At 40.0% G+C, this 21341-nt stretch carries 20 protein-coding genes and 2 tRNA genes; 11 read left to right on the top strand and 11 right to left on the bottom strand.

The window, feature by feature from the left end:
* Positions 1–27 precede the first annotated feature (27 nt).
* Complete coding sequence (locus AAW12_RS09655) at positions 28–447, top strand: c-type cytochrome (protein WP_053003604.1); 420 nt, start codon at positions 28–30, stop codon at positions 445–447.
* A gap of 221 nt (positions 448–668) precedes the next feature.
* Here AAW12_RS09655 and AAW12_RS09660 read toward each other — a convergent pair.
* Positions 669–748: transfer RNA gene (locus tag AAW12_RS09660), tRNA-Leu, on the bottom strand.
* Positions 749–930: 182 nt separating this feature from the next.
* On the opposite strand from AAW12_RS09660, the gene AAW12_RS09665 reads away from it, so the two are divergent.
* A complete protein-coding gene (locus AAW12_RS09665) occupies positions 931–1884 on the top strand; it encodes an aldo/keto reductase (RefSeq protein ID WP_046673461.1) in 954 nt (317 codons plus the stop codon).
* A gap of 193 nt (positions 1885–2077) precedes the next feature.
* Here the strand turns inward: AAW12_RS09665 and coaD are convergent, their stop codons facing one another.
* Genes coaD through AAW12_RS09680 form a run of 3 tightly spaced genes read right to left on the bottom strand, consistent with a single transcriptional unit; the run spans position 2078 to position 3883 of the window.
* The gene (gene coaD / locus AAW12_RS09670) at positions 2078–2554 is read right to left on the bottom strand and encodes a pantetheine-phosphate adenylyltransferase (RefSeq protein WP_046673403.1); all 477 of its coding nucleotides are present in this window, start codon (positions 2552–2554) and stop codon (positions 2078–2080) included.
* A 1-nt stretch (position 2555) separates the two neighbouring features.
* On the bottom strand, positions 2556–3095 hold the full coding sequence (gene rsmD / locus AAW12_RS09675) for a 16S rRNA (guanine(966)-N(2))-methyltransferase RsmD (RefSeq protein WP_046673404.1): 540 nt from the start codon (positions 3093–3095) through the stop codon (positions 2556–2558).
* On the bottom strand, positions 3086–3883 hold the full coding sequence (locus AAW12_RS09680; RefSeq protein WP_046673405.1) for a DUF3822 family protein: 798 nt from the start codon (positions 3881–3883) through the stop codon (positions 3086–3088). The genes rsmD and AAW12_RS09680 overlap by 10 nt, the downstream gene beginning before the upstream one ends.
* A gap of 85 nt (positions 3884–3968) precedes the next feature.
* On the opposite strand from AAW12_RS09680, the gene AAW12_RS09685 reads away from it, so the two are divergent.
* The 3 genes from AAW12_RS09685 to AAW12_RS25420 all read left to right on the top strand — a co-directional run bounded on the left by AAW12_RS09685 (position 3969) and on the right by AAW12_RS25420 (position 8517).
* Positions 3969–5393: an ATP-dependent RecD-like DNA helicase gene (locus tag AAW12_RS09685; RefSeq protein WP_046673406.1), complete on the top strand. Its 1425-nt coding sequence runs from the start codon at positions 3969–3971 to the stop codon at positions 5391–5393.
* A gap of 87 nt (positions 5394–5480) precedes the next feature.
* The gene (locus AAW12_RS09690) at positions 5481–7967 is read left to right on the top strand and encodes a S9 family peptidase (protein WP_046673407.1); all 2487 of its coding nucleotides are present in this window, start codon (positions 5481–5483) and stop codon (positions 7965–7967) included.
* A 7-nt stretch (positions 7968–7974) separates the two neighbouring features.
* A complete protein-coding gene (locus AAW12_RS25420) occupies positions 7975–8517 on the top strand; it encodes a hypothetical protein (RefSeq protein ID WP_053003605.1) in 543 nt (180 codons plus the stop codon).
* A gap of 20 nt (positions 8518–8537) precedes the next feature.
* On the opposite strand, the gene ruvB is transcribed toward AAW12_RS25420, so the two are convergent.
* The 5 genes from ruvB to pdxH form a co-directional block, all read right to left on the bottom strand.
* Complete coding sequence (gene ruvB, locus AAW12_RS09700) at positions 8538–9560, bottom strand: Holliday junction branch migration DNA helicase RuvB (protein ID WP_046673408.1); 1023 nt, start codon at positions 9558–9560, stop codon at positions 8538–8540.
* A 12-nt stretch (positions 9561–9572) separates the two neighbouring features.
* Entirely contained in the window at positions 9573–10310 is a 738-nt protein-coding gene (locus AAW12_RS09705) for a polyprenol monophosphomannose synthase (protein WP_046673463.1), read from the bottom strand.
* 364 nt (positions 10311–10674) lie between these two features.
* Positions 10675–11871 carry an NADH-quinone oxidoreductase subunit D gene (locus AAW12_RS09710; protein ID WP_046673409.1) on the bottom strand — a complete coding sequence of 399 codons (1197 nt, stop codon included), beginning with the start codon at positions 11869–11871 and terminating at the stop codon, positions 10675–10677.
* 5 nt (positions 11872–11876) lie between these two features.
* On the bottom strand, positions 11877–12365 hold the full coding sequence (locus tag AAW12_RS09715) for an NADH-quinone oxidoreductase subunit C (RefSeq protein WP_046673410.1): 489 nt from the start codon (positions 12363–12365) through the stop codon (positions 11877–11879).
* A gap of 2 nt (positions 12366–12367) precedes the next feature.
* Positions 12368–13021 carry a pyridoxamine 5'-phosphate oxidase gene (pdxH, locus tag AAW12_RS09720; protein WP_046673411.1) on the bottom strand — a complete coding sequence of 218 codons (654 nt, stop codon included), beginning with the start codon at positions 13019–13021 and terminating at the stop codon, positions 12368–12370.
* Positions 13022–13174: 153 nt separating this feature from the next.
* Here pdxH and AAW12_RS09725 point away from each other — a divergent pair, with 153 nt between their 5' ends.
* From AAW12_RS09725 to AAW12_RS09735, 3 genes are all read left to right on the top strand, one after another.
* On the top strand, positions 13175–13738 hold the full coding sequence (locus tag AAW12_RS09725; protein ID WP_046673412.1) for a YqgE/AlgH family protein: 564 nt from the start codon (positions 13175–13177) through the stop codon (positions 13736–13738).
* A gap of 169 nt (positions 13739–13907) precedes the next feature.
* Positions 13908–15797 carry a molecular chaperone HtpG gene (htpG, locus tag AAW12_RS09730; RefSeq protein WP_046673413.1) on the top strand — a complete coding sequence of 630 codons (1890 nt, stop codon included), beginning with the start codon at positions 13908–13910 and terminating at the stop codon, positions 15795–15797.
* A 248-nt stretch (positions 15798–16045) separates the two neighbouring features.
* Positions 16046–16119, top strand: a tRNA-His gene (locus AAW12_RS09735).
* Positions 16120–16263: 144 nt separating this feature from the next.
* Here the strand turns inward: AAW12_RS09735 and AAW12_RS09740 are convergent.
* Positions 16264–17415 (bottom strand): glycoside hydrolase family 130 protein, encoded by a 1152-nt coding sequence (locus tag AAW12_RS09740; RefSeq protein ID WP_084823124.1) that lies wholly within the window; start codon positions 17413–17415, stop codon positions 16264–16266.
* A gap of 301 nt (positions 17416–17716) precedes the next feature.
* On the opposite strand from AAW12_RS09740, the gene AAW12_RS09745 reads away from it, so the two are divergent.
* The 3 genes from AAW12_RS09745 to AAW12_RS09755 all read left to right on the top strand — a co-directional run bounded on the left by AAW12_RS09745 (position 17717) and on the right by AAW12_RS09755 (position 20303).
* On the top strand, positions 17717–18469 hold the full coding sequence (locus tag AAW12_RS09745; protein ID WP_053003606.1) for a DeoR/GlpR family DNA-binding transcription regulator: 753 nt from the start codon (positions 17717–17719) through the stop codon (positions 18467–18469).
* An 11-nt stretch (positions 18470–18480) separates the two neighbouring features.
* A complete protein-coding gene (gene rpiA, locus AAW12_RS09750; protein ID WP_046673414.1) occupies positions 18481–19212 on the top strand; it encodes a ribose 5-phosphate isomerase A in 732 nt (243 codons plus the stop codon).
* A gap of 62 nt (positions 19213–19274) precedes the next feature.
* Positions 19275–20303 (top strand): Gfo/Idh/MocA family oxidoreductase, encoded by a 1029-nt coding sequence (locus tag AAW12_RS09755; RefSeq protein ID WP_046673415.1) that lies wholly within the window; start codon positions 19275–19277, stop codon positions 20301–20303.
* Between the two features lie 55 nt (positions 20304–20358).
* On the opposite strand, the gene AAW12_RS09760 is transcribed toward AAW12_RS09755, so the two are convergent.
* Positions 20359–21252, bottom strand: a complete 894-nt coding sequence (locus AAW12_RS09760) for a cation diffusion facilitator family transporter (protein WP_046673416.1) — start codon at positions 21250–21252, stop codon at positions 20359–20361.
* Positions 21253–21341: the final 89 nt, after the last annotated feature.

Consider the following 21341-nt stretch of genomic DNA (forward strand, 5'->3'; position numbering starts at 1 on the left):
TTAGCTAAGCTATAAAGGAAAAGAGAAATGAAAACAATAAATAAACTTGGTGCAATTGTATCTGTCTTTACTATCGCCCTTGCTTTGAGTGCATTTGGCTTCCAACAGGAAAAGCCGAAAGAAGAACCAAAACCGACCAATCTCAAAGTTCTTCCCAAAAATATCTCCCACGACGAATTGATTTCCACTATGAAGGAATTTAATGTCGCCTTGGGCGTAAAATGTGGTTTCTGTCATGCACCGTCGAAGGAAGATCCCAAAAAAATGGATTTTGCGAGTGATGATAACCACAAAAAAGAAATTGGACGAGCGATGATTAAGATGACCCAAAAGATAAACAAAAAGTATTTTAATCGTAGCTGGGATAGCTCACCCGCCAAAGCTATTTCCTGTAAAACCTGTCATGGTGGAAAAGAAGAACCAGAAATGGTCTTAGCAAAAAACTAATCAAACCACATATTCATGTAACACCATAATACACCGTATTGTGGTGTTTTTTATTTCTACTACATTTTAATTTTAATGGAAAAAGCCGAAAACCAAAAGAATGAGTCCATTAATTCTGGAAGTGAAATTGGAAATGAATACGTAACCTCTTAAGAGTGCCTTAATCTAACTATAAAAAGCCCCCAGTAAATAAAAAAAGCTTCTCGATTGAGAAGCTTTAGTACCCGGAGCCGGAGTCGAACCGGCACGGTTTCCCACTGGTGTTTGAGACCAGCGCGTCTACCAATTCCGCCATCCGGGCATATCCGTTTGGGATGATGCAAAAGTAAGTAAAGTTTTTATTATTCCAAATCACTATACTGATCATTTTTAAAACTCACTGAAAATGAATGAGAAAATTTAAAAAAAACTTTTCATTGCTCTATCAATGGATTGAAAACGGCCTTTTTTACGTAATTTTAATCAGGAAACAATCAAATGATCATGGAAAAAGTAAAACTCGGAAACAGTGAAATTGAATTCAAACCGCTGGTCTTCGGTGGAAATGTATTTGGCTGGACCGTCGATGAGAAACAGTCTTTCGCCCTGTTAGATGCTTTTATCGATATGGGATTCAGTCTTATTGATACATCCAACAACTATTCGCATTGGGTGCCGGGACACAGTGGGTCAGAATCAGAAACAATCATTGGCAAATGGATCAGCAAAAGAGATATTCGCGATAAAATTCAGATTGCAACAAAAGTCGGCGGACGTCGAATAGACAATAGTAAACCTAATCTTAAAAAAGAGTATATTATTAAATCTGTGGAAGATTCACTCCTGCGATTGAATGTAGACACAATCGATCTTTATCAATCTCATCACGATGATCTGACAACTGGAATCGATGAAACACTGGATGCTTATCATCACCTGATACAGAATGGAAAAATAAAATGGATCGGTGCTTCCAACCTAAGTCCAGAACGGATTTCAGAATCCCTTCGTATAGCCGAAGACCACAATTTACCGTATTATATCGCTATTCAGCCCGAATATAACCTTTACGACCGGATGAAATACGAAGAGCAGTATGAACAATTGGCCCTCGATAATCATCTTGGCGTCATCAGCTATTATTCACTTGCGAGTGGTTTCCTGTCGGGTAAATACCGCTCTATTGATGACATCAAAGGTGTCAAGCGTTATGACGCACTAAAAGACAAGTTTAACACCCGCGGCCTGCGCATTTTAGATGTGTTGGCTGAGATAGCACATACACAACAAGCTAGCATGTCAGCTATTGCATTAGCCTGGAATTTACACAGGCCTTCAGTTACAGCGCCTATAGTGAGTGCAACTAGTATCCAGCAGCTCGAAGAACTTAGCAGAGCTGTAGAAATCAAGCTGACACCTGAAGAGTATTACCTCCTAAACAAAGCAAGCGATTACTAGACCAAAAAGCACAAAAAAACAATTTAATTTATTGAAAATAAGAATGTTAAAAATACACCAATCACATTGCCAAATAATATTTGGCCATACCGTATAGAAGAAAGTGAGCTGTTCTAAAATAAAGAAAACAGATGATTTAGAAAACGAATATAAACACCTGTTTTTCAACAACTTTTTCCCAGCCCGAGGCAACTTATCTTATTTTTTCATTCAGCAAGGATAAAATGGAAACAGGCACCATTGCACTGATATCTCCCCCATTAAACCACACGTCTCTTACAATGGAAGAAGAAATATGAGCTTTTCCAGATCTACTCATTAAAAAATAGCTTTCAACATCATTGTTGAGCAGCAGATTATTTTGAGCAACAGCGTTTTCAAATTCAAAATCATTGGTATTTCGGAGCCCACGCAATATAAAACGCGCTTTAACCTGCTTACAGAAATCTACTGTAAGGCCTTTATATTTATGCACCTCAACACTATTAACATCCTTAAAAACACGGCTAATTGAATCTACCCGCTCATCGTGGTCTAACATTCCTTTTTTATTGGCGTTATAGCCAACTGCAATAATAATTTTATCAAATAGCGGCATTGCTCTTTCAACAAGATCTTGATGAGCTAACGTAAAGGGATCAAAAGAGCCCGGAAAAACAGCAATTTTCATATCAAATAGTCTTAGCGTAAAAGGAAAATGATGAATACCCGTATTTTCTAGTTTCTATAAAATTTGGATGATCTTCCATCTGTCTTGTTGACGGATGCTCAACAACGAGGAGCCCTTGATCATGCAGCAATTCTTGTTCGAAAATTAATTTTGGTAATTGTGGCAATTTAGGAATATCATAAGGCGGATCTGCAAAAATAAAATCATACGTATTTTTACAACTGGCAATGAATTTAAATACATCGGCTTTCCTCGCTTTAATTTGCTCCAGTTTCATCTTTCTGGCGGTATCATTGATATATTGTACACATTTGAAATGAAGATCTATTGCATCTATGGATTCGACGTCCCGCGATGCGAGCTCGAAACTAATATTGCCTGTTCCAGCAAAAAGATCCAGACACTTTAAGTGATCAAACTCCAGTCGGTTCTGTAAAATATTAAACAACGCTTCCTTGGCGATATCCGTGGTTGGTCTCACAGGTAAATTAGTGGGTGGATTCAGCCTTAAACCACCTAAACGCCCTCCTATTATTCGCATAGTATAGAATCAAACAATACATTATACGGTGCCAAATTTGACTCGATTTCGCTATCCGCCAATACGACTTTTGTCTTCAAATCCAATATCTCGATTTCTCCCGCATAAGCAGAGATACGTTTATAATAAGATTCATTGGGAATCTCCCCGGAAAGAAGCACCTTATTGATGGAGCTCCCTAGATTAAATTGTGTTAAAATATTAAGCACATAGTAGCTGATATCATCTAAATTATGGATTTCAAAACTATTGTAAAGCTGGAACACTCCGTTTTTAAACAGATAAAAATCAACTGTATTTTCAGCTACGAAATGAAGCCCGAGCACACTGCCTCTAATGGATACACGCTCCTGCGCACGGTCAAGCACAACCGCAAATTCGGGAAGTATAACTGCATCGGGAAACAACCTTTTCCATCTATTTAACAAAAGACCATCAAACTGATATACAGCAACTAAATTAAGATTATCTAAAGAATAGCTAAATGTATTTTCAAGATCTGTAGTCCCTAAAAACGGTAAGTAATCGCTGATATTTTCGTGTAGAAAAAATTCTTTTGGAATAAACGTAAAAGTTTGATGTGGTATCACAACCCGAACAAATCGAAACGGAAGGCTCATAATCCGCGTAGCATCCAAAATCGGCTCCTCTGACGGATACTCGATCAAAATCGGTGCGATCGACTTTTTATCGACCACCGCCAAGACATCCTTCTGAAAGCCAGCCTTGACCAAAAGATTGTACTCCGGTAAATAATGAATATTAAATTGTTTTGAAATATAATTCATTCGCTGAATTGTAAAAATTAAAACTTCTTAGAGCAAAAATAGCTTTTTCTAGAGGATAAGACAAACCTTTTAAATAACTTTGAGGGTGTTCATCAAAAATCTGTTAATACAGCAATTCCCATGGCAAGCCACCGAACAGCAGTTGGAGGCTTTCGAATTACTGCAAGAATTCCTACTCGCTTTTGACAAGCAATCCTGTTTTGTACTTAGAGGATACGCCGGTACGGGAAAGACAACGTTAATTTCGGCGCTGGTTAAAGTGCTGCCGGCTTTGCGAAAAAAAGCTGTTCTACTGGCGCCAACGGGCAGGGCGGCAAAAGTGATCACCTATTATTCTGGTCGCAAAGCACTGACAATACACAAGAAAATATACCGAAAGAAATCTGCCGTATCATTTCAACTGGATTTTACCTTGGCGGAGAACCTGCACGAAGACACTTTATTTATCATCGATGAAGCTTCAATGATATCCAACGCGCCTGTGAATGCATTTTCGGCAAGCCTATTGGACGATTTGATCCGTTATGTACAATCGGGGAAGAACTGTACCTTATTATTTGTTGGAGATACGGCTCAACTACCTCCTGTAGGACTCTTGGATAGTCCTGCCTTAAATCCGAGCTATCTCGAAAGTGAATTTCATCTTTGCGTTTATCCTTTTGAGCTGACCACGGTTGTCCGTCAGTCCAAAGACTCTGGCATACTGTATAATGCAACTAAAATACGTGAGGAGATAACCTCGGCAGAGGAAGGTCAAGATGATTTTCCCTTCCCAAAATTCATAACAAAAGGATTTAAAGACCTTTACAGAATGACAGGTGAACGGTTAATAGAGGGAATAAACTATGCATATGATAAATATGGACTCGAAAATACAATGATTATCTGCCGTTCAAATCGATCGGCAAATTTATACAATCAGAATATAAGGAACCGGATTTTGTTCCGGGACGAGGAACTGACGGGCGGAGATTATATTATGGTTGTAAAGAACAACTACTTCTGGCTACAGGAAAACAACATGGGCGATGGATTTATTGCAAACGGCGATATGGCCAAAGTACGAAAAGTAAGTAACATCCACGATCAGCATGGATTTCGATTTGCAGATGTGACACTTGAATTTGTAGACATCGACGAAATAGAACCCATCACTTGCCGCGTTATCTTAGACAGCCTTTATACAGACAGCCCCAATCTGCCTTACGAAACCCAAAAAACACTATACGAAGAGATTGCTTTGGACTATGCCGATATCATGGACAAGAAGGACAGGCTCGAAGCAATCAAAAAAGATCCCTATTATAATGCGCTTCAGATTAAATTTGCATTTGCAATTACCTGCCATAAAGCACAGGGCGGCCAATGGCCAATCGTATTTGTCGACCAAGGCTATATAAACGATGATATGTTGGATCTTGAATTTTTAAGATGGTTGTACACCGGGGTTACCCGGGCAACAAAGGAACTTTTCCTGGTTAATTTCAATGAAAACTTCTATCCATCATAGGATTATTACACGAATCATTCGCAAAAGAAGCTAATAATAGATATTTTTACGTTCAGAACCATTATTATACAATTATCTATATTATTAATGCATAAGTACTACTTTATCTTAGCGGCGAGCTTATTGCCCTATGTGAGCACTGCACAACAGGCAAAGGAAGCGCCTATCAAGTCCAATTATCAGTTGGCTGCAAAATTCTCCCCTGAAAAATTAAAGAAAATGATTTTTTCGACGAGCATCAAACCAAATTGGATCAATTTTTCCGATCGCTTTTGGTATGATTACGCAAGTCCGCAGGGAAGAAACTGGTACATTGTAAACCCTGCGCTGAAAAAGAAAGATCTTCTTTTCAATAATGACAACCTCGCCGCTCAAATTACTAAAATCGTTAAAAATCCTGTCGATGCCCAACATTTGGAATTACAGGGCCTTCGATTTACCAAAGATGAGAAAAAATTGAGGTTCCAAGTGCAGAGTACCAAAGATACGGTGAAATCCAAAGATGAAATACAAAAGCTCAAGAATAAGTCCGATACCACCAAAAAGAAACTATTTTATCTGGAATATGACTTAGCAGCACAGTCTGTGGTAGAAATCAGCGACTCGACAAAGGTAAAACCGCCATTGGGTTGGGCCACATTCTCCCCTGACACCAATACAGTCTATTTTGCAAAAGATTACAACTTGTATTGGATGGACAAATCCAACTATCTTAAAGCGGTAAAGAATGAAAAAGACAGCACCATTGTTGAACACCAGATAACAAAAGATGGTGTACAATATTATGCTTGGGGCGGTGATGAATATAGCACAACTACGGGTGAGGAAAAAGATAAAGACAACGATACTAAACGCAAGCGGATATGGATCAGCTGGTCTCCGGATGGACGTTATTTTACCTTAACCAGAAAGGACAACCGTCCCCTAAAGCCCTTATGGGTAATCAATAATGTTGGCTCATCCCGGCCGACACTTGAAACTTATAAATACCAAATGCCTGGCGAAGTCGATTCAACAGAAACTGAACTATTTATCTTCGACGCAGCAGCAAAAACTCCACGCCGCATCAATATAGCTGCGTTTAAAAATCAGACCGTATCTACCTGGACAAAAACCCCGGATAAAAATTCTTATAAAGAGGATTATTTTATCAACTACTGGCTGGGCAATAACGAAGAGTTTTACATTTCGCGCTCTAGCCGTGACCTGAAACGAATTGATCTCCTAAAGGTCAATATAAATGGTACGGTAAACAATATTATCCAGGAGCGTTCCAATGTATATTTGGATGTTCAGAAACCATTCTTGATCGAAAACAAAAAGCAATTAGTTCATTGGTCGGAAAGAGATGGCTGGGGCCACTACTACCTCTACGACACAAATGGAAAATTGATTAATCAAATTACAAAAGGCGCTTTTCATACGGAGGAAATTACCGGTTTAGACCCTGCTTCCGGAACATTATACTTTACAGCATCGGGACGTGAGAAAAACGAAGACCCCTATTATCTACACCAGTACAGTATAAATACAAATGGCACCGGAATTAAATTATTAAATCCAGGAAACTTTGACCACCAAGTGGAAATGAGCGAATCTTCCCGATATTTTGTCAATAATTCCTCCAGAGTAAACACGACTCCTGAATCCGTCTTATACAATAGCAATGGACAGAAAATAATGACACTGGAAAAAGCTGACCTATCCTTACTATTTGCTGCAGGTTACAAATTTCCAGAACCTTTTAAAGTGAAAGCTGGGGATGGCACCACGGATCTCTATGGGGTCATGTACAAACCATTTGACTTTGACAGTACTAGAACTTATCCCATTGTGGAATATGTATACCCTGGGCCTCAAACCGAAGCTGTCAATAAATCCTTTGGAAGAAGCATGGACAGAATTGACAGGCTAGCGCAGTTTGGTTTTATCGTCATCACAGTTGGTAACCGTGGCGGACACCCTTCACGTTCGCAATGGTATCATACCTATGGATATGGCAATCTGCGTGACTATGGTTTGGAAGATAAAAAAGTAGCGGCAGAACAGCTCGCAGATCGTTATAAATACATCGACATTAACCGCGTTGGCATAACTGGTCACTCCGGCGGTGGTTTTATGTCTACAGCAGCGATGCTTGTTTACCCTGACTTCTTTAAAGTTGCGGTGTCTGGCGCCGGAAACCATGAAAATCAGATTTACAACCGCTGGTGGAGTGAGCGTCATCATGGGGTGACAGAAAAAGTATCTGCTAAAGGTGATACAACATTCTCCTACCAAATCAATAAAAATACAGAGCTTGCAAAAAACCTAAAAGGCAGACTGCTTATCGCTACCGGAGATATTGACAACAATGTACACCCGGCAAATTCCATTCGAATGGTGGACGCATTGATAAAGGCAAACAAAAGATTTGATTTCTTGCTATTACCAGGACAAAGACATGGTTTTGGCGATATGACGGAGTATTTCTTCTGGAAAATGGGCGATTACTTCAGCCAATATCTGTTGGGTGATTCCAAGATGAACGAAGTTGACATGACTGAAATGAATCGAGAAAAACCACAAAAATAACGGTTGCATGACCTACGATGAAAAATTAGTATTTTTATCCGTTACCTTGAGATCTTTCGAGGTAACGGATTTTTCTTTGGATATCCTTCAAGGGATAACCCTGGCCGAGCTGTTGAACATCTCCTTAGAGAAGGATAAAAAGGTTGCCTTTCGCGCCGCCTGGGTATTTGAAACCATCGTTTTAAAGAATACAGCATTACTAAGATCTGTTCTCCCGCAATTCTTGAACAATTTAAAAAAACAAAAAAACTGGAGTTGTCTTAGAAGCTATACCAAAATTCTATTATTTTTAACGTCTAAAAAAAATAAAGAATATACACTTCAAAATGAGATAGAAGAAGAAATTATCGAGCACTCCTTCCAATGGATGATCGAACCGTCATGTCCCGTCGCCGTATTGGTCAACTGCCTGGACATCTTAAATAACCTACGAAAAAAGTACCCTTGGATACATGAGGAGTTACAGGCTCAGATAAGCTATTTTCAACGAACAAAACCGAGTCCAGCCTTAATGAGCCGGACCAATAAAATTATTCAGCAGAAAAGTTAAAGTATCGTTTCCATTCGCGATTAAAACAATGTATTTCCTTTCGAGTGATTGACACGGCCCAAATGCTTATACGCAGCCTCGGTACATTCGCGACCCCGCGAGGTCCGCATAATGTATCCTTCTTGAATCAGAAAGGGTTCGTAGACTTCCTCAATCGTACCTTCATCCTCCCCAACTGCTGTGGCTACAGTTTTTAAACCGACAGGTCCACCTTTAAATTTGTCTATAATGGTCGTTAAGATTTTGTTGTCCATCTCGTCTAAACCATTTTCATCCACATTAAGCGCGTGCAAAGCATATTTCGCTATTTCTTTATCGATGCTTCCGTTACCCTTTATCTGTGCAAAATCCCGTGTACGGCGCAGTAAAGCATTGGCTATCCGGGGTGTACCTCTGCTCCTTCGTGCAATCTCATAGGCACCTTCATCAGAAATCGGTGTGTTTAAGATATGTGCCGAGCGTAACACGATAGTTGTCAGGAGTTTTGCATCATAATATTGTAGGCGTGAATTAATTCCAAAGCGCGCACGCAAAGGAGCAGTCAAAAGCCCCGAGCGTGTTGTTGCCCCTATCAAGGTAAACGGATTCAGGGAGATCTGCACAGACCGTGCATTCGGCCCTGTTTCCAGCATAATGTCGATTTTAAAATCTTCCATTGCCGAATAGAGATATTCTTCTACTAAAGGGCTTAGACGGTGGATCTCATCGATAAACAAGACATCCCCTTCTTCGAGATTTGTCAATAATCCTGCAAGATCACCCGGTTTATCCAATACAGGTCCCGAAGTAATTTTAATGCCAACCCCCATCTCATTAGCAATGATATGGGATAAGGTAGTCTTTCCTAAGCCTGGGGGGCCATGTAGCAAAACGTGATCCAGCGCCTCGCCTCTCAGCCTGGCTGCCTTCACAAAAATATTGAGGTTTTCTAATATTTTAGCCTGACCTGTGAAATCTTCAAAAGCCTGAGGTCGCAAAGCCCGTTCAATATCACGATCTGTGTTGCTCAGACGTTCTGGATTTGGATCTAAATTCTCGTTCATTGTGGGCTATTTTTAATTTCTCTTGTAGCGCTTTCCGATACTTCCTAATTTCAATTGGATAACGCCAAAAAATGCTTCCTTAAAGATACTTGTGCTCATCTTTGATGTGCCTTCGGTTCGGTCTGTGAATATAATGGGTACTTCAACCACATTAAAGCCATATTTTACGGCTGTGAATTTCATTTCAATCTGAAAAGCATAGCCTACAAACTTAATCTTTTCGAGAGGGATCGTCCGGAGGACTTCCCTAGTGAAACAGACAAATCCCGCGGTAGCATCCTGGATATTTATTCCGGTTATAAAACGAACATATACCGAAGCAAAATAGGACATCAACACACGGCTCATCGGCCAATTGACAACATTCACACCTTTGATATAACGCGAACCTATGCTCATATCAGCACCATCCAAACAAGCCTGCCGTAAGCGGAGCAGATCCTCTGGATTGTGGCTGAAATCCGCATCCATTTCGAAAATATACTGGTAATGTTCGCGCGATAGCGCCCATTTAAATCCATGGATATACGCTGTTCCCAAACCCAGCTTTCCGGTTCGCTCTTCGATAAACAAACGGCCAGTAAATTCATTAACCTGTAAATTCTTGATGATTGTAGCCGTCCCATCGGGCGAACCGTCGTCGACAATTAAAATATCAAATGCGTGTGATAAGGAAAAAACTTTGCGAATGATTTTTTCAATATTTTCCTTTTCATTGTATGTTGGAATGATAACTAAACTATCCGTCACTTTTATATATTTAAGACCAGTAAAGGTAATCATTTACGTTAAATTCTAGTACAGGAATTCGATGAAATCTACAAGATAATCAACAATACTCGCGCGAAAAGACAGTAAACCCTTCAAGCTCAAACCAACGCACCGGCATCATAAATACACAGCATCAATAGAATGCATGCCATAAAAAAGAGAAGCCCGTTACTTTGGGAGTAACGAGCTTTCATTAACCAATTATAAACTTAAATTATGAGACTGCAAATATGCTGAAAATTGCTTTCATTTACAAATTTATTTGCGTTTTCATGCAACATTTTCAATACAATCCCTATTTTATTTTGCTAAATCGTTTATAAAACACGCATACTACCGCAATCTAACGGTCCACCTCCCCCAAAACGATATCAATCGATCCAAGGATCGCAATTAGATCAGCAATCAGCACCCCTTTTCCAAGTTCTGAAATCACCGAAAGGTTATTAAAGCTTGGGCCTCTTGACTTGACCCGCAACGGGATATCTGATTTATCTTTTGTGACAAAATAAAACCCTAATTCTCCTTTCGGATTTTCAGCACGGACATAGTAGTCCTGAGCTTTCAGATTCACTTTCTTCGGAACCAAAGCGCGCGGATCAAATTCGGCCGTACGTTTAAAGTCTTTCTTTAATCGTTCAAGACATTGCTCAACAATGCGAACCGATTCCTTGACCTCGTCTACCCTAACTTTATAACGATCCCAGCAATCACCGATTTTCCCCATTTCACCTTTTCCCACAGGTATCTCAAAATCAATTTCCGGGTAAACAGAATAACCATCTACGCGCCTCAAATCCCATTTTATTCCCGATGCACGCAGCATAGGTCCCGATACGCCATAATTTATGGCAACATCAGCAGGAAGGACACCTATTGTAGCTGTACGGGAAATAAATATTTGGTTCTGTGTCAATATCTCATCCAATTCGACCAATTTAGGTTTGAAATACGTGATAAATTCTGTACAGCGCTCTTCAAAGCCAACGGGCAAATCATAAAATAAGCCGCCTACCCAGATATAGTTGTACAGCATCCTGGAACCTGAGACCCATTCCAACATATTCATGATATGTTCACGATCCCGAAAACACCACAAAAATGGCGTTGTGGCACCGATATCAATACCATATGTTCCAATAGCAATCAGGTGGGATGCTATTCGGTTGAGTTCACAGACCAAAACCCGAATGTACTCTATTCTTTTAGGTATTTTGCTGTCAAGGCCAAGCATACGTTCAACCCCCATAACGAAAGCATGGCTATTGTTCATCGAAGCCAAATAGTCCAAGCGATCAGTAAAAGGAATTGTTTTTGCATAATTCAACGATTCAGCATGCTTATCGAAACAACGATGCAGATAACCCAAATGTGGAACAACCTCTTTCACGATCTCTCCGTCTGTAATCAGTTGTAACCGAAGCACACCATGTGTCGAAGGGTGCTGAGGTCCCATATTCAACACCATTTCCTGACTTGAGATCTCTGTAAGGTGTTTTTCATAGCGCAGTAATGCCTCTTTATATTTTGGATTCGCCATTTCTATCAATTAATATGAATGCCATGATATTTCTCCGCTTCCTCATAATCCTTCCGTAAAGGATAGCCCTCCCAATCGTCAGGCAGCAAAATCCTTCTAAGGTCCGGATGTCCCTCAAAATAAATCCCCATCAGGTCAAATGCTTCGCGCTCATGCCAGTCTGCCGTGCGCCACACCGAAGTAAGCGAAGGAATCTCCGGTAGTTCATCCAGCGAACGATGACCAGACAACTCAACTTTTAAGACCAAACTGTGTTGATACGGTAAGGAATTTAAATGGTAGACAATGGTAAAATGCGTTTGATAATCCACTGCAGTAAGGTTGCTTAAAAAATCAAAATATAAGCCTTCTGTATCCCGGAGGAATAAACAAACGGCTACAATATCTGCTTTATCTATAAATAGTGCAGGCTGCAGTCCATTGCGATCTTCTTTAAGAATAAGTTGAATTCCAAATTTGGAAACAAGCATCGATTTAATTTCGTCAAATGTCATATTTATGGAGCTATACGCGTAATCTTCCAGGAATCTGACACTTTTTTATAGACTATGCGATCATGTAACCGGCTTGCACGTCCTTGCCAGAACTCGAAATAAACCGGTTTCAATAGATAACCACCCCAATGCGATGGTCTAGGTACAGAATCGTTCCCATCATACTGATGCTCGAGTTCTTTCACCCTGCCTTCCAGAAAACTGCGGTTGGGGATTTCGTGGCTCTGCGGGGATGCTAGTGCACCAATACGGCTTGCTTTTGGCCGCGATTGGAAATATTCATCCGAATCGGCCTCACTCACAAAATCAATAACACCTTCAATTCGGACCTGCCTTTGTAATTCGGGCCAAAAAAACAACAAGGCCACATGCGGATTAGCTTTCATATCCTCACCTTTACGGCTTTCATAGTTTGTAAAAAAGACCAGTCCGTCGGCTACAATGTCCTTCAATAAAACGACTCTCGAGGACGGCAATTGCTGCGAGGACACCGTTGAAAGCACCATGGCATTTGGCTCAATTACCTCGCTACGAATCGCCTCGTCAAACCATTTTTTAAACTGCTGGACCGGATCACGATCCACGTCCGATTCAGATAGGCTACCTAATACGTAATCCTGTCTGATTGCTGCAATATCTTTATGTTGAATGGACATAGAAACCTGTTTTTATATCCTACAAACTTACTAAAATCATTGCTTTTTCTCTATAAAGTTAGTAGAAATTGACAAAATCCTAATTTTGGCACAAATCTCGCATAGATTAAATAAAAAAGATTAAATTCAATAAATAATTAAAACTCGCGCTATATGTTTACCGAACTAGACCCACAAAAAGGAAGTCTGTTGATTTCCGAACCATTTATGCTAGACCCTAGATTCCTCAGATCCGTGATATTGTTATGCGAATACAATACAGAAGGTTCCCTCGGATTTGTCTTAAATAATCAAACCAATGTTCGTATAGGCCAATTATTGGAAGCTATACCGCATTGCAATTTCCCCATCTACGTCGGTGGTCCCGTGGCTCAGGAAAGCCTTTTTTTTGTACATAGCCGTTTTGATTTGCTGCTGAGTGGCGAAGAAGTAGCCCCTGGAATCTATTTTGGCGGCGATGAAGATAGACTTATTGAAGCCATACAAACGGACAGCATAAAACAAGATGAATTAAAATTCTTTATCGGATATTCTGGATGGTCCGCCGGTCAGTTAGACGGCGAAATAAAAGAAAATAGCTGGGCTGTACAAAACAAATACCACCATCAGCTCATTTTTGAAGGTAACGGTGAATTGCTATGGAAGGATGCGATTATTGGACTTGGCCCCAAATATGCACATGTCGCCAATTTTCCGCATAGCCCAGGTCTAAACTAGTATAAAGATCACCTCGCGCTGACAGAGTACGTTGGGATTCTATAAATCCAGCAAACGCCTCCATGACAAAATAGACCGTTTCCTGCCATCATGTCCTGTAGGGACGATTTGGAACACAGATTGTATGTTTTAAACAAATCTTAAAATTAAAAATAGCGACATACAAATTATGAATCCAGAAAAAGGTAGTATTTCAATTCACACGGAGAATATATTTCCCGTAATCAAAAAGTTCTTATACTCTGATAATGAAATTTTCTTGCGTGAACTGGTATCTAATGCCGTTGATGCTTCTCAAAAAATCAAACGTCTGGCTTCTTTGGGTCAATACCAAGGGGAAACAGGAGAATTGATTGTAGACGTAAAATTTGATGAAGCTGCCAAGACCATCACTATTTCCGACAATGGTATTGGTATGACAGCAGATGAAATAAAAAAATACATCAACCAGATCGCTTTCTCAGGCGCAACAGAGTTTATGGAAAAATTCAAAGAGGCAAATGATGCAAATGAAATCATTGGCCGCTTTGGTTTAGGCTTCTATTCCGCATTTATGGTGGCCGATACAGTAGAAATCCAATCCTTATCTTATCAGGATGGAGCAGAACCCGCTCATTGGACTTGCGATGGTAGTACATCTTACGAAATTTCTACAGGTACAAGAACCACCCGTGGAACAGATGTCATCTTACATATTAACGAAGAATCAACTGAATTTTTAAGCCAGGCACGCTTACAGGACATTTTAGATAAGTATGCTAAATTTCTTCCTGTTTCAATTCGTTTTGGTACCAAAACGAATTCTGAACCGGATGGCGAAGACGAAGAAGGAAAACCAAAATACAAATCTGTAGCGGTAGATAATATCATCAACAATACCAATCCGGCTTGGACAAAATCACCGTCTGAATTAAAAGACGAAGATTATCTAGCCTTCTACCGCGAACTCTATCCCTACTCAATGGATGAGCCGTTGTTTTGGATTCATCTCAATGTAGATTACCCATTCAACCTAACAGGTATCCTTTACTTCCCTAAAGTTAAAAATGAACTGGAGATCCAACGCAATAAAATCAAACTCTATTCTAGACAAGTGTTCATCACCGACGAGGTAAAAGATATTGTTCCTGAATTCTTGATGTTACTTCATGGGGTCATCGATTCACCGGATATTCCATTAAACGTATCCCGTTCATTTTTACAGGCAGACAGTAACGTTAAAAAAATCAACAGTTATATCACCAAAAAGGTGGCCGACAAATTGAACGAAATATTTAAGACCGACCGTAAGGGGTTTGAAGAGAAATGGACGGATATCGGTTTATTCATCAAATACGGTATGCTAAGCGATGAGAAATTTGCTGAAAAAGCAAATGACTTCTGTTTAGTAAAAAACACAGGGAACCAAAGCTTCACCATTAAAGAGTATTACGAAAAGGTCAAAGATATCCAGGTAGATAAAGATGGTAACATTGTCTACTTATATACACATGATGCCGCTCAACAAGATGGGTTTATCCAAACAGCATTAAACAAAGGTTATGATGTTTTGATGCTTGATGGGCCACTGGATACGCACTTTGCTGCTTATTTGGAGCAAAAGGGCGGTGAAAAGGTTCAATTGAAACGTGTGGATGCTGACGTTATCGATAAATTGATCCAAAAAGACGAAAAGGTCGAACTTGCCCTTTCGGAAGAAGAATCCAAAAAAGCGCTTGAGGTTTTCGAAAAAGCAATTTCACGGCAAGATATGAAAGTTGAAGTTGACGCGTTAAATGAAGGTGACCTGCCTGTATCGGTAACAATTGATGAATTTATGCGCCGAATGAAAGATATGGCCAAGACAGGTGGAGGTATGAATTTCTATGGTTCATTGCCCGACAATTATAAGGTAACTGTCAATGGAAACCATCCGCTGATCAAAAGAATTTTATCAGCATCGGACGAAGAGGGTTCAAAACTAGCAAAACAGGCTTTTGATTTAGCGCTCCTATCCAGAGGTTTATTGTCTGGAGCCGATCTAACATCTTTTGTGAAGAGAAGTGTAGAAATGATCTAACAACATTTCCTCTACTAAAAAAGGCGGTTTCTTTGATAGGAACCGCCTTTTTTAGTAGAAATTGGAAGAAAATAGTAGCTTTGGGAGTAGCGAAATGCATATCGGCACCGATATGGACGCGTTTCGATGTTTTTTATTAAAATTTAATAAACTAATCTTCACCTAGTTGACTTTAAACGCTGTTTTTTTTCAGTCAAATATTTGGAGGGAATAGGGTTTAATCGTACTTTTGTATCATCAAAATCACGGTAGGTATAGCTCAGTTGGTTAGAGCACTAGATTGTGGTTCTAGGGGTCGTCGGTTCGAGCCCGATTACTTACCCAAAAAGGCAGATCAAATGATCTGCCTTTTTTAATTTTGTGAATTCAATTAATACAACCTCCGATCAACCGCTCCATAACCCCTTAACAATAGCGCATTCAGACTCACTATAGCCTTTACGCTATGAAAACAACTTCACACCGATTAGGGCAAGGGGTCCATGACGGAAGGATTTTCGGGATCATAAATGGCCACAGCAACCTTAGAGTCCGCACAACCATAATATAAAAACCATTTTTGTTTAAAAAAGACCAACCCTTCAATAAAAACCGTTCCATCAATGTATTGCCCACTTTTCTCGAAGGCTTCCATGGGACGCAAAAACGGAGTATCCATTCGAGCCAGTACCCTTGTTGGATCTTGTGGATCAAATAACACCTGCCCCGCCGAATAGGTATTTTTATTAAAACGCTTATCTCCTTTCTCAGCATGATTCTTACCATTGTATAGCAATACAATTCCATTATCAGTCAAAACTGCTGGGGGACCACACTCGGTCAAGGAGCTATCAAAATAACCGTCCCTTGGGGAAATAAAGGCTTTCAGTATACCTTTACCAGCTGTTACGGGTTCCCAGTCAATCAAATTATCGGATGTGGCACCATAAACACCATGTTCTCCCCAGTACAACCAATATTTACCATTGATTTTAGCTATCACCTGCTTGTTACCGTTCATTACTGTCACAATTGAAGCTGATTTATGCGGTTCATCAATGAGAGTGGGCCTGTTTTTCGATTTTTTAAAAATGGGACCATACTTAACCCAGTGTCTCAGATCAGTGGATATTGCTACACCAAGCCGCGGCACCTTTCGGTTCCATTGGGTATAAAATAGCACGAAACGCCCATCCTCAGTCTGTGCTATCCGAGGATCTTCTGTCCCGCCAGGCCACTCGTTATCCTGCTGTTCATCAGGCCCCGGATAGAATACCGGTGTTTTGAGCCGTTCAAAATGAATACCATCCGCACTAGCCGCTAACCCCAGACGGGAGGTCCGGTGGCCAATAGCCTTCCCCGTCCGGTCTTCCGCACGATATATGACAAAGACACTATCTCCCTTCACCACTGCCGCAGGATTAAAAGTGTCGTTGTCCTCCCATCGGATCTCCTTCTTTAGCATTGGATCATAAAATAGCGAACTTGTATCAGGCTCAATAATTGGATTTACTCCTTTGGGGCGCTCAAAGCCCCCCAATACCCATTGTCCTTTCTTAAGCTGTACGCCATGCTGTATCTTACAACCACTCAAAAAGACGAACAGCATAGAACCTGCAATTTTTACGATAATATTCATATTTTAATTGATTTCTATGGTTTTAAACGCAACATTAACCAACAGCCTGTAAAAGTGAAAATTATAAATTGGTTACAACTGGAGAACGAACGAAACTATCACCGATCATTCACAAATATAATGCTAATAAAAAATAAGTGCGGCAAAACAAGTTCATTAAAAATGGGATTGAATTCGATCTTCCAGCACCAAAAAATTAATTTTACAGTAAATAGCAGACTAAACCGCAATACATTGCAGATTTTTACCAAATAAAGCTCCTATCATTGCAACATTTAGCATAAATACATATATTTATAGCATGATCTCAAAAGAAGAACGTCACGATTTTATATTAATTAAAATCCAAAAGGAAAGAAAATTAGCGATGGCGGACTTGGCCACCGAGCTTGGTGTTTCCGAACATACCGTGCGACGTGATCTTAAAGAGTTAGCTGATGCCGGCTTACTTCGGGCTATTCGTGGCGGTGCTACACTACGGTCAAACATTCCATTCGATATATACGACCGAAATAACCTTGATGTTATGGAGAAACAATTCATAGCAGAAAAATCAATCACACTATTGAAAGATCATCAGGTCATCTTTTTCGATGGAGGCACAACAACACAGGCAATTGCTGGAAATATTCCAGATAGCCTAAACCTTACTGTTGTCACACATAGTCTCCCGATAGCCAATATACTTGCAAACCTCCCAAACATCAGCTTGATTTTCGCGGGTGGTGCTTTCTGCAAATCATCTCTTACGATGCAGGGACAGCAAACTATTTCCGCCTATGGAGAAATATACGCAGATATCAGCTTTATAGGGGTATGCGGCCTGGATCTCTACCGCGGACTTACGGCAAGGACGCTCGAGGAAACAGCTATCAAAAGGGTACTTTGTAAAAATTCAATGAACATTGTTGCTGCAACAACAAGCAATAAGCTCGATACCCTCGCACCTTTCCTAACATGTCCCGCGTCTGATATCAGTTATTTAATTACAGAAAAAGATCCTCTTGATCGCATTTTACAGCCTTATGCCACACAAGGTATTACCATTTTATAAGTTTACCATTTATGAATAATCTCAAACAGGAAGCTGCCAAAGCTGCTCTTCAACTTTTAAAACCCGATCAGCTCATTGGACTAGGTGTTGGATCAACAATAGCTTATTTCATCGAATTAATCGCCGGCAGTATCAGCTTTAAATCCAGCTTAAAATTTACTTCGCCTTCTTTTGAAACCAAAATACTACTCCAAGAGAATGATCTTACTTGTATGGATAACAGTACTCTAGCAACGTTGGACTATTATTTTGACAGCTGCGATCAAGTGGACATGCATTTAAATGCATTTAAAAGTGGCGGCGGCGTGCACACAGGTGAAAAGATTATGGCGAATATGGCACAGCAGTTTATTCTATTGGTCGATGGCGCAAAGATGGTCGATAAACTGACCACAAAACATCCACTATGTGTTGAAATTATACCCGAAGCCTGGTTATCGGTACTGAAAGAACTAAAGTCAAGCTATTCTACAGCAATAGCCGACGTAGTATTACGAAAATCCGAACAAAAATCAGGTCCTCTCCTGTCTGAGAGAGGTAATTTCCTGGCAGATATTTATTTTTATACACTACCCGATATTTTTGATTTAAATAAACAAATCAAACTCATTACAGGTGTCGTAGAACATTCACTTTTTTATCGACTGTGTTCGCAGTGTCTTCTAGCAACAGAAGACGGCATAACGCATTTATCTGCAAACCACCTTGGAGAGTCAAACCCGGATAAGAACGTCACGCAATAGCATTAAAGTTTATATTGAAGGCTAACAACTAACAAGACAACGCTAAAGTAATTTAAATCAACATGAAACACACTCAAATTAACACAGGAATACTGAGTTTTGGCATGTCAGGACGTGTTTTTCACGCACCATTTATACATACCAATCCACATTTCAATCTCAGTGCTGTTGTAGAACGGTCGAAAAAAGCAGCACATGAATTTTATCCGGCAATAAAAAGCTATAATAGCATTGCTGAACTACTAGTGGACGAAGGCATCGAATTGGTCATTGTGAATACACCAAACTATACCCATTTCCAATATGCGAAAGAGGCCCTAGAAGCAGGAAAACATGTATTGATAGAAAAACCTGCCGTAGATGACTCTACACAATTCGATACGCTTCTTGCCATCAGCAAAAAACAAGGAAAACACTTATTTTTCTATCAAAACAGACGGTATGACGGTCACTTTTTAGACATTAAAAAAGTGATCGACAGTGGAGAATTAGGAAAGCTGATTGAAGTACATTTCAGATTTGATCGCTATAAAATGGAATTGGGACAAAAATACTTTAAGGAAGATACGCAGTATATTTCCAATGGTATTACTTATGACCTAGGCCCGCACCTTATCGATCAAGCAATCTCACTTTTTGGAAAACCGGTTAAATTTACCAAGACAACATCCATTAACAGGCCGGATTCTAAAGTCGCAGATTATTTTCACTACCATCTCTATTATCCAGCTGGACTGAACGTATATTTAACGGGTAGTCTACTTGTTGCCTCTCCGCAGCCCGCCTTTGTCTTACATGGTACAAAAGGGAGTTTTATCAAGAATATGACGGATGTGCAAGAACAGCAATTGCTAGATGGTATGCTACCTGACAATCCATCTTATGGCCTTGAGCCAGCCGGCCTCGAGGGGAAACTTGTTACGATAGACGCTTCAAATCAAAAACATGAGTCTTTAGTAACACCACATAAAGGAGATTACAATCAGCTGTTTGAAGCCATTTATGAAAGCTTAAGAAATAATATCGATTACCCTATTAAAGCGGATCAGATTAAATGGCAGATCGAATTGCTTGAAGCTGAAAACACCTAAGCTTCTAAACAATCAATGGTGGCACGGTTTAAGAAAACTAACATGTGTCGCCATTTCAATTTGCTTCCCAAAGACATTCGTTCGGTTCAATATGGATCATCACATGACCGAGATCAGGAATATGCGTAACCAAATGGTCTTTGAGTTTATGCGCCAGCTCATGTCCTTCCCTCACCGTAATTTCACTATCAACAATAGCGTGCAGATCGACGTGATATTTAGCCCCCGATTTGCGAACAAAACATTTTTCTGTGGCTTTTATCCCATCTACTTTTAATGCTTCTTCCCGGATATTATCAATGACCTCATCGTATACATTTTCATCCATGATCTCGCCAAGCGCCGGTCTGAAAATATGATAACAGTTATACAGAATAAATCCAGCAGCAAATAATGCCGCGTAGTCATCCGCATTTTCATATCCCTTTCCGAGCAACAATGCAATAGATATCCCAATGAAGGCTGCAACTGATGTTATCGCATCGCTTCGATGATGCCAAGCGTCTGCACGAAGTGAAGAACTATTTGTTTCTTTACTTTTCTTCATAACGATCCTATAAGAAATTTCTTTCCATACAATGATCCCGCCCAGAACAAATAAGGTCCAAGGTTTTGGCAGGTCATGTGGCGTTCCTATATTCTCAATACTTTCATAAGCGATTATGGTTGCAGAAACAATGAGAAAACCAACGACAATAAATGTAATGAGGGGTTCTACCCGACCATGACCATAAGGATGATTGTCGTCGGCAGGTCGTTGCGCATATTTCAAACCCAGAAGCACTAGAAATGAAGAGAAAATGTCCGCTGTTGACTCAATTGCATCCGCAATCAGGGCATAGGAGTTTCCAAAGAAACCGGCTAACCATTTTAATAATGCCAGTAATGCATTACCTACAATACTAAAATAAGTCGTTCTGACTGCAGTCTGCTCTTGAAGTTCGGACATAGCTATAAATTAACTTGACACCGCGAAAATACTGTTTTTTCTCTTCAAATTCTATTCTCCAGCTATAGAAAATAGCGATTACAATAATC

Origin of the sequence: Sphingobacterium sp. Ag1, from assembly GCF_000988325.1 — a bacterium.
Lineage (GTDB): Bacteria > Bacteroidota > Bacteroidia > Sphingobacteriales > Sphingobacteriaceae > Sphingobacterium.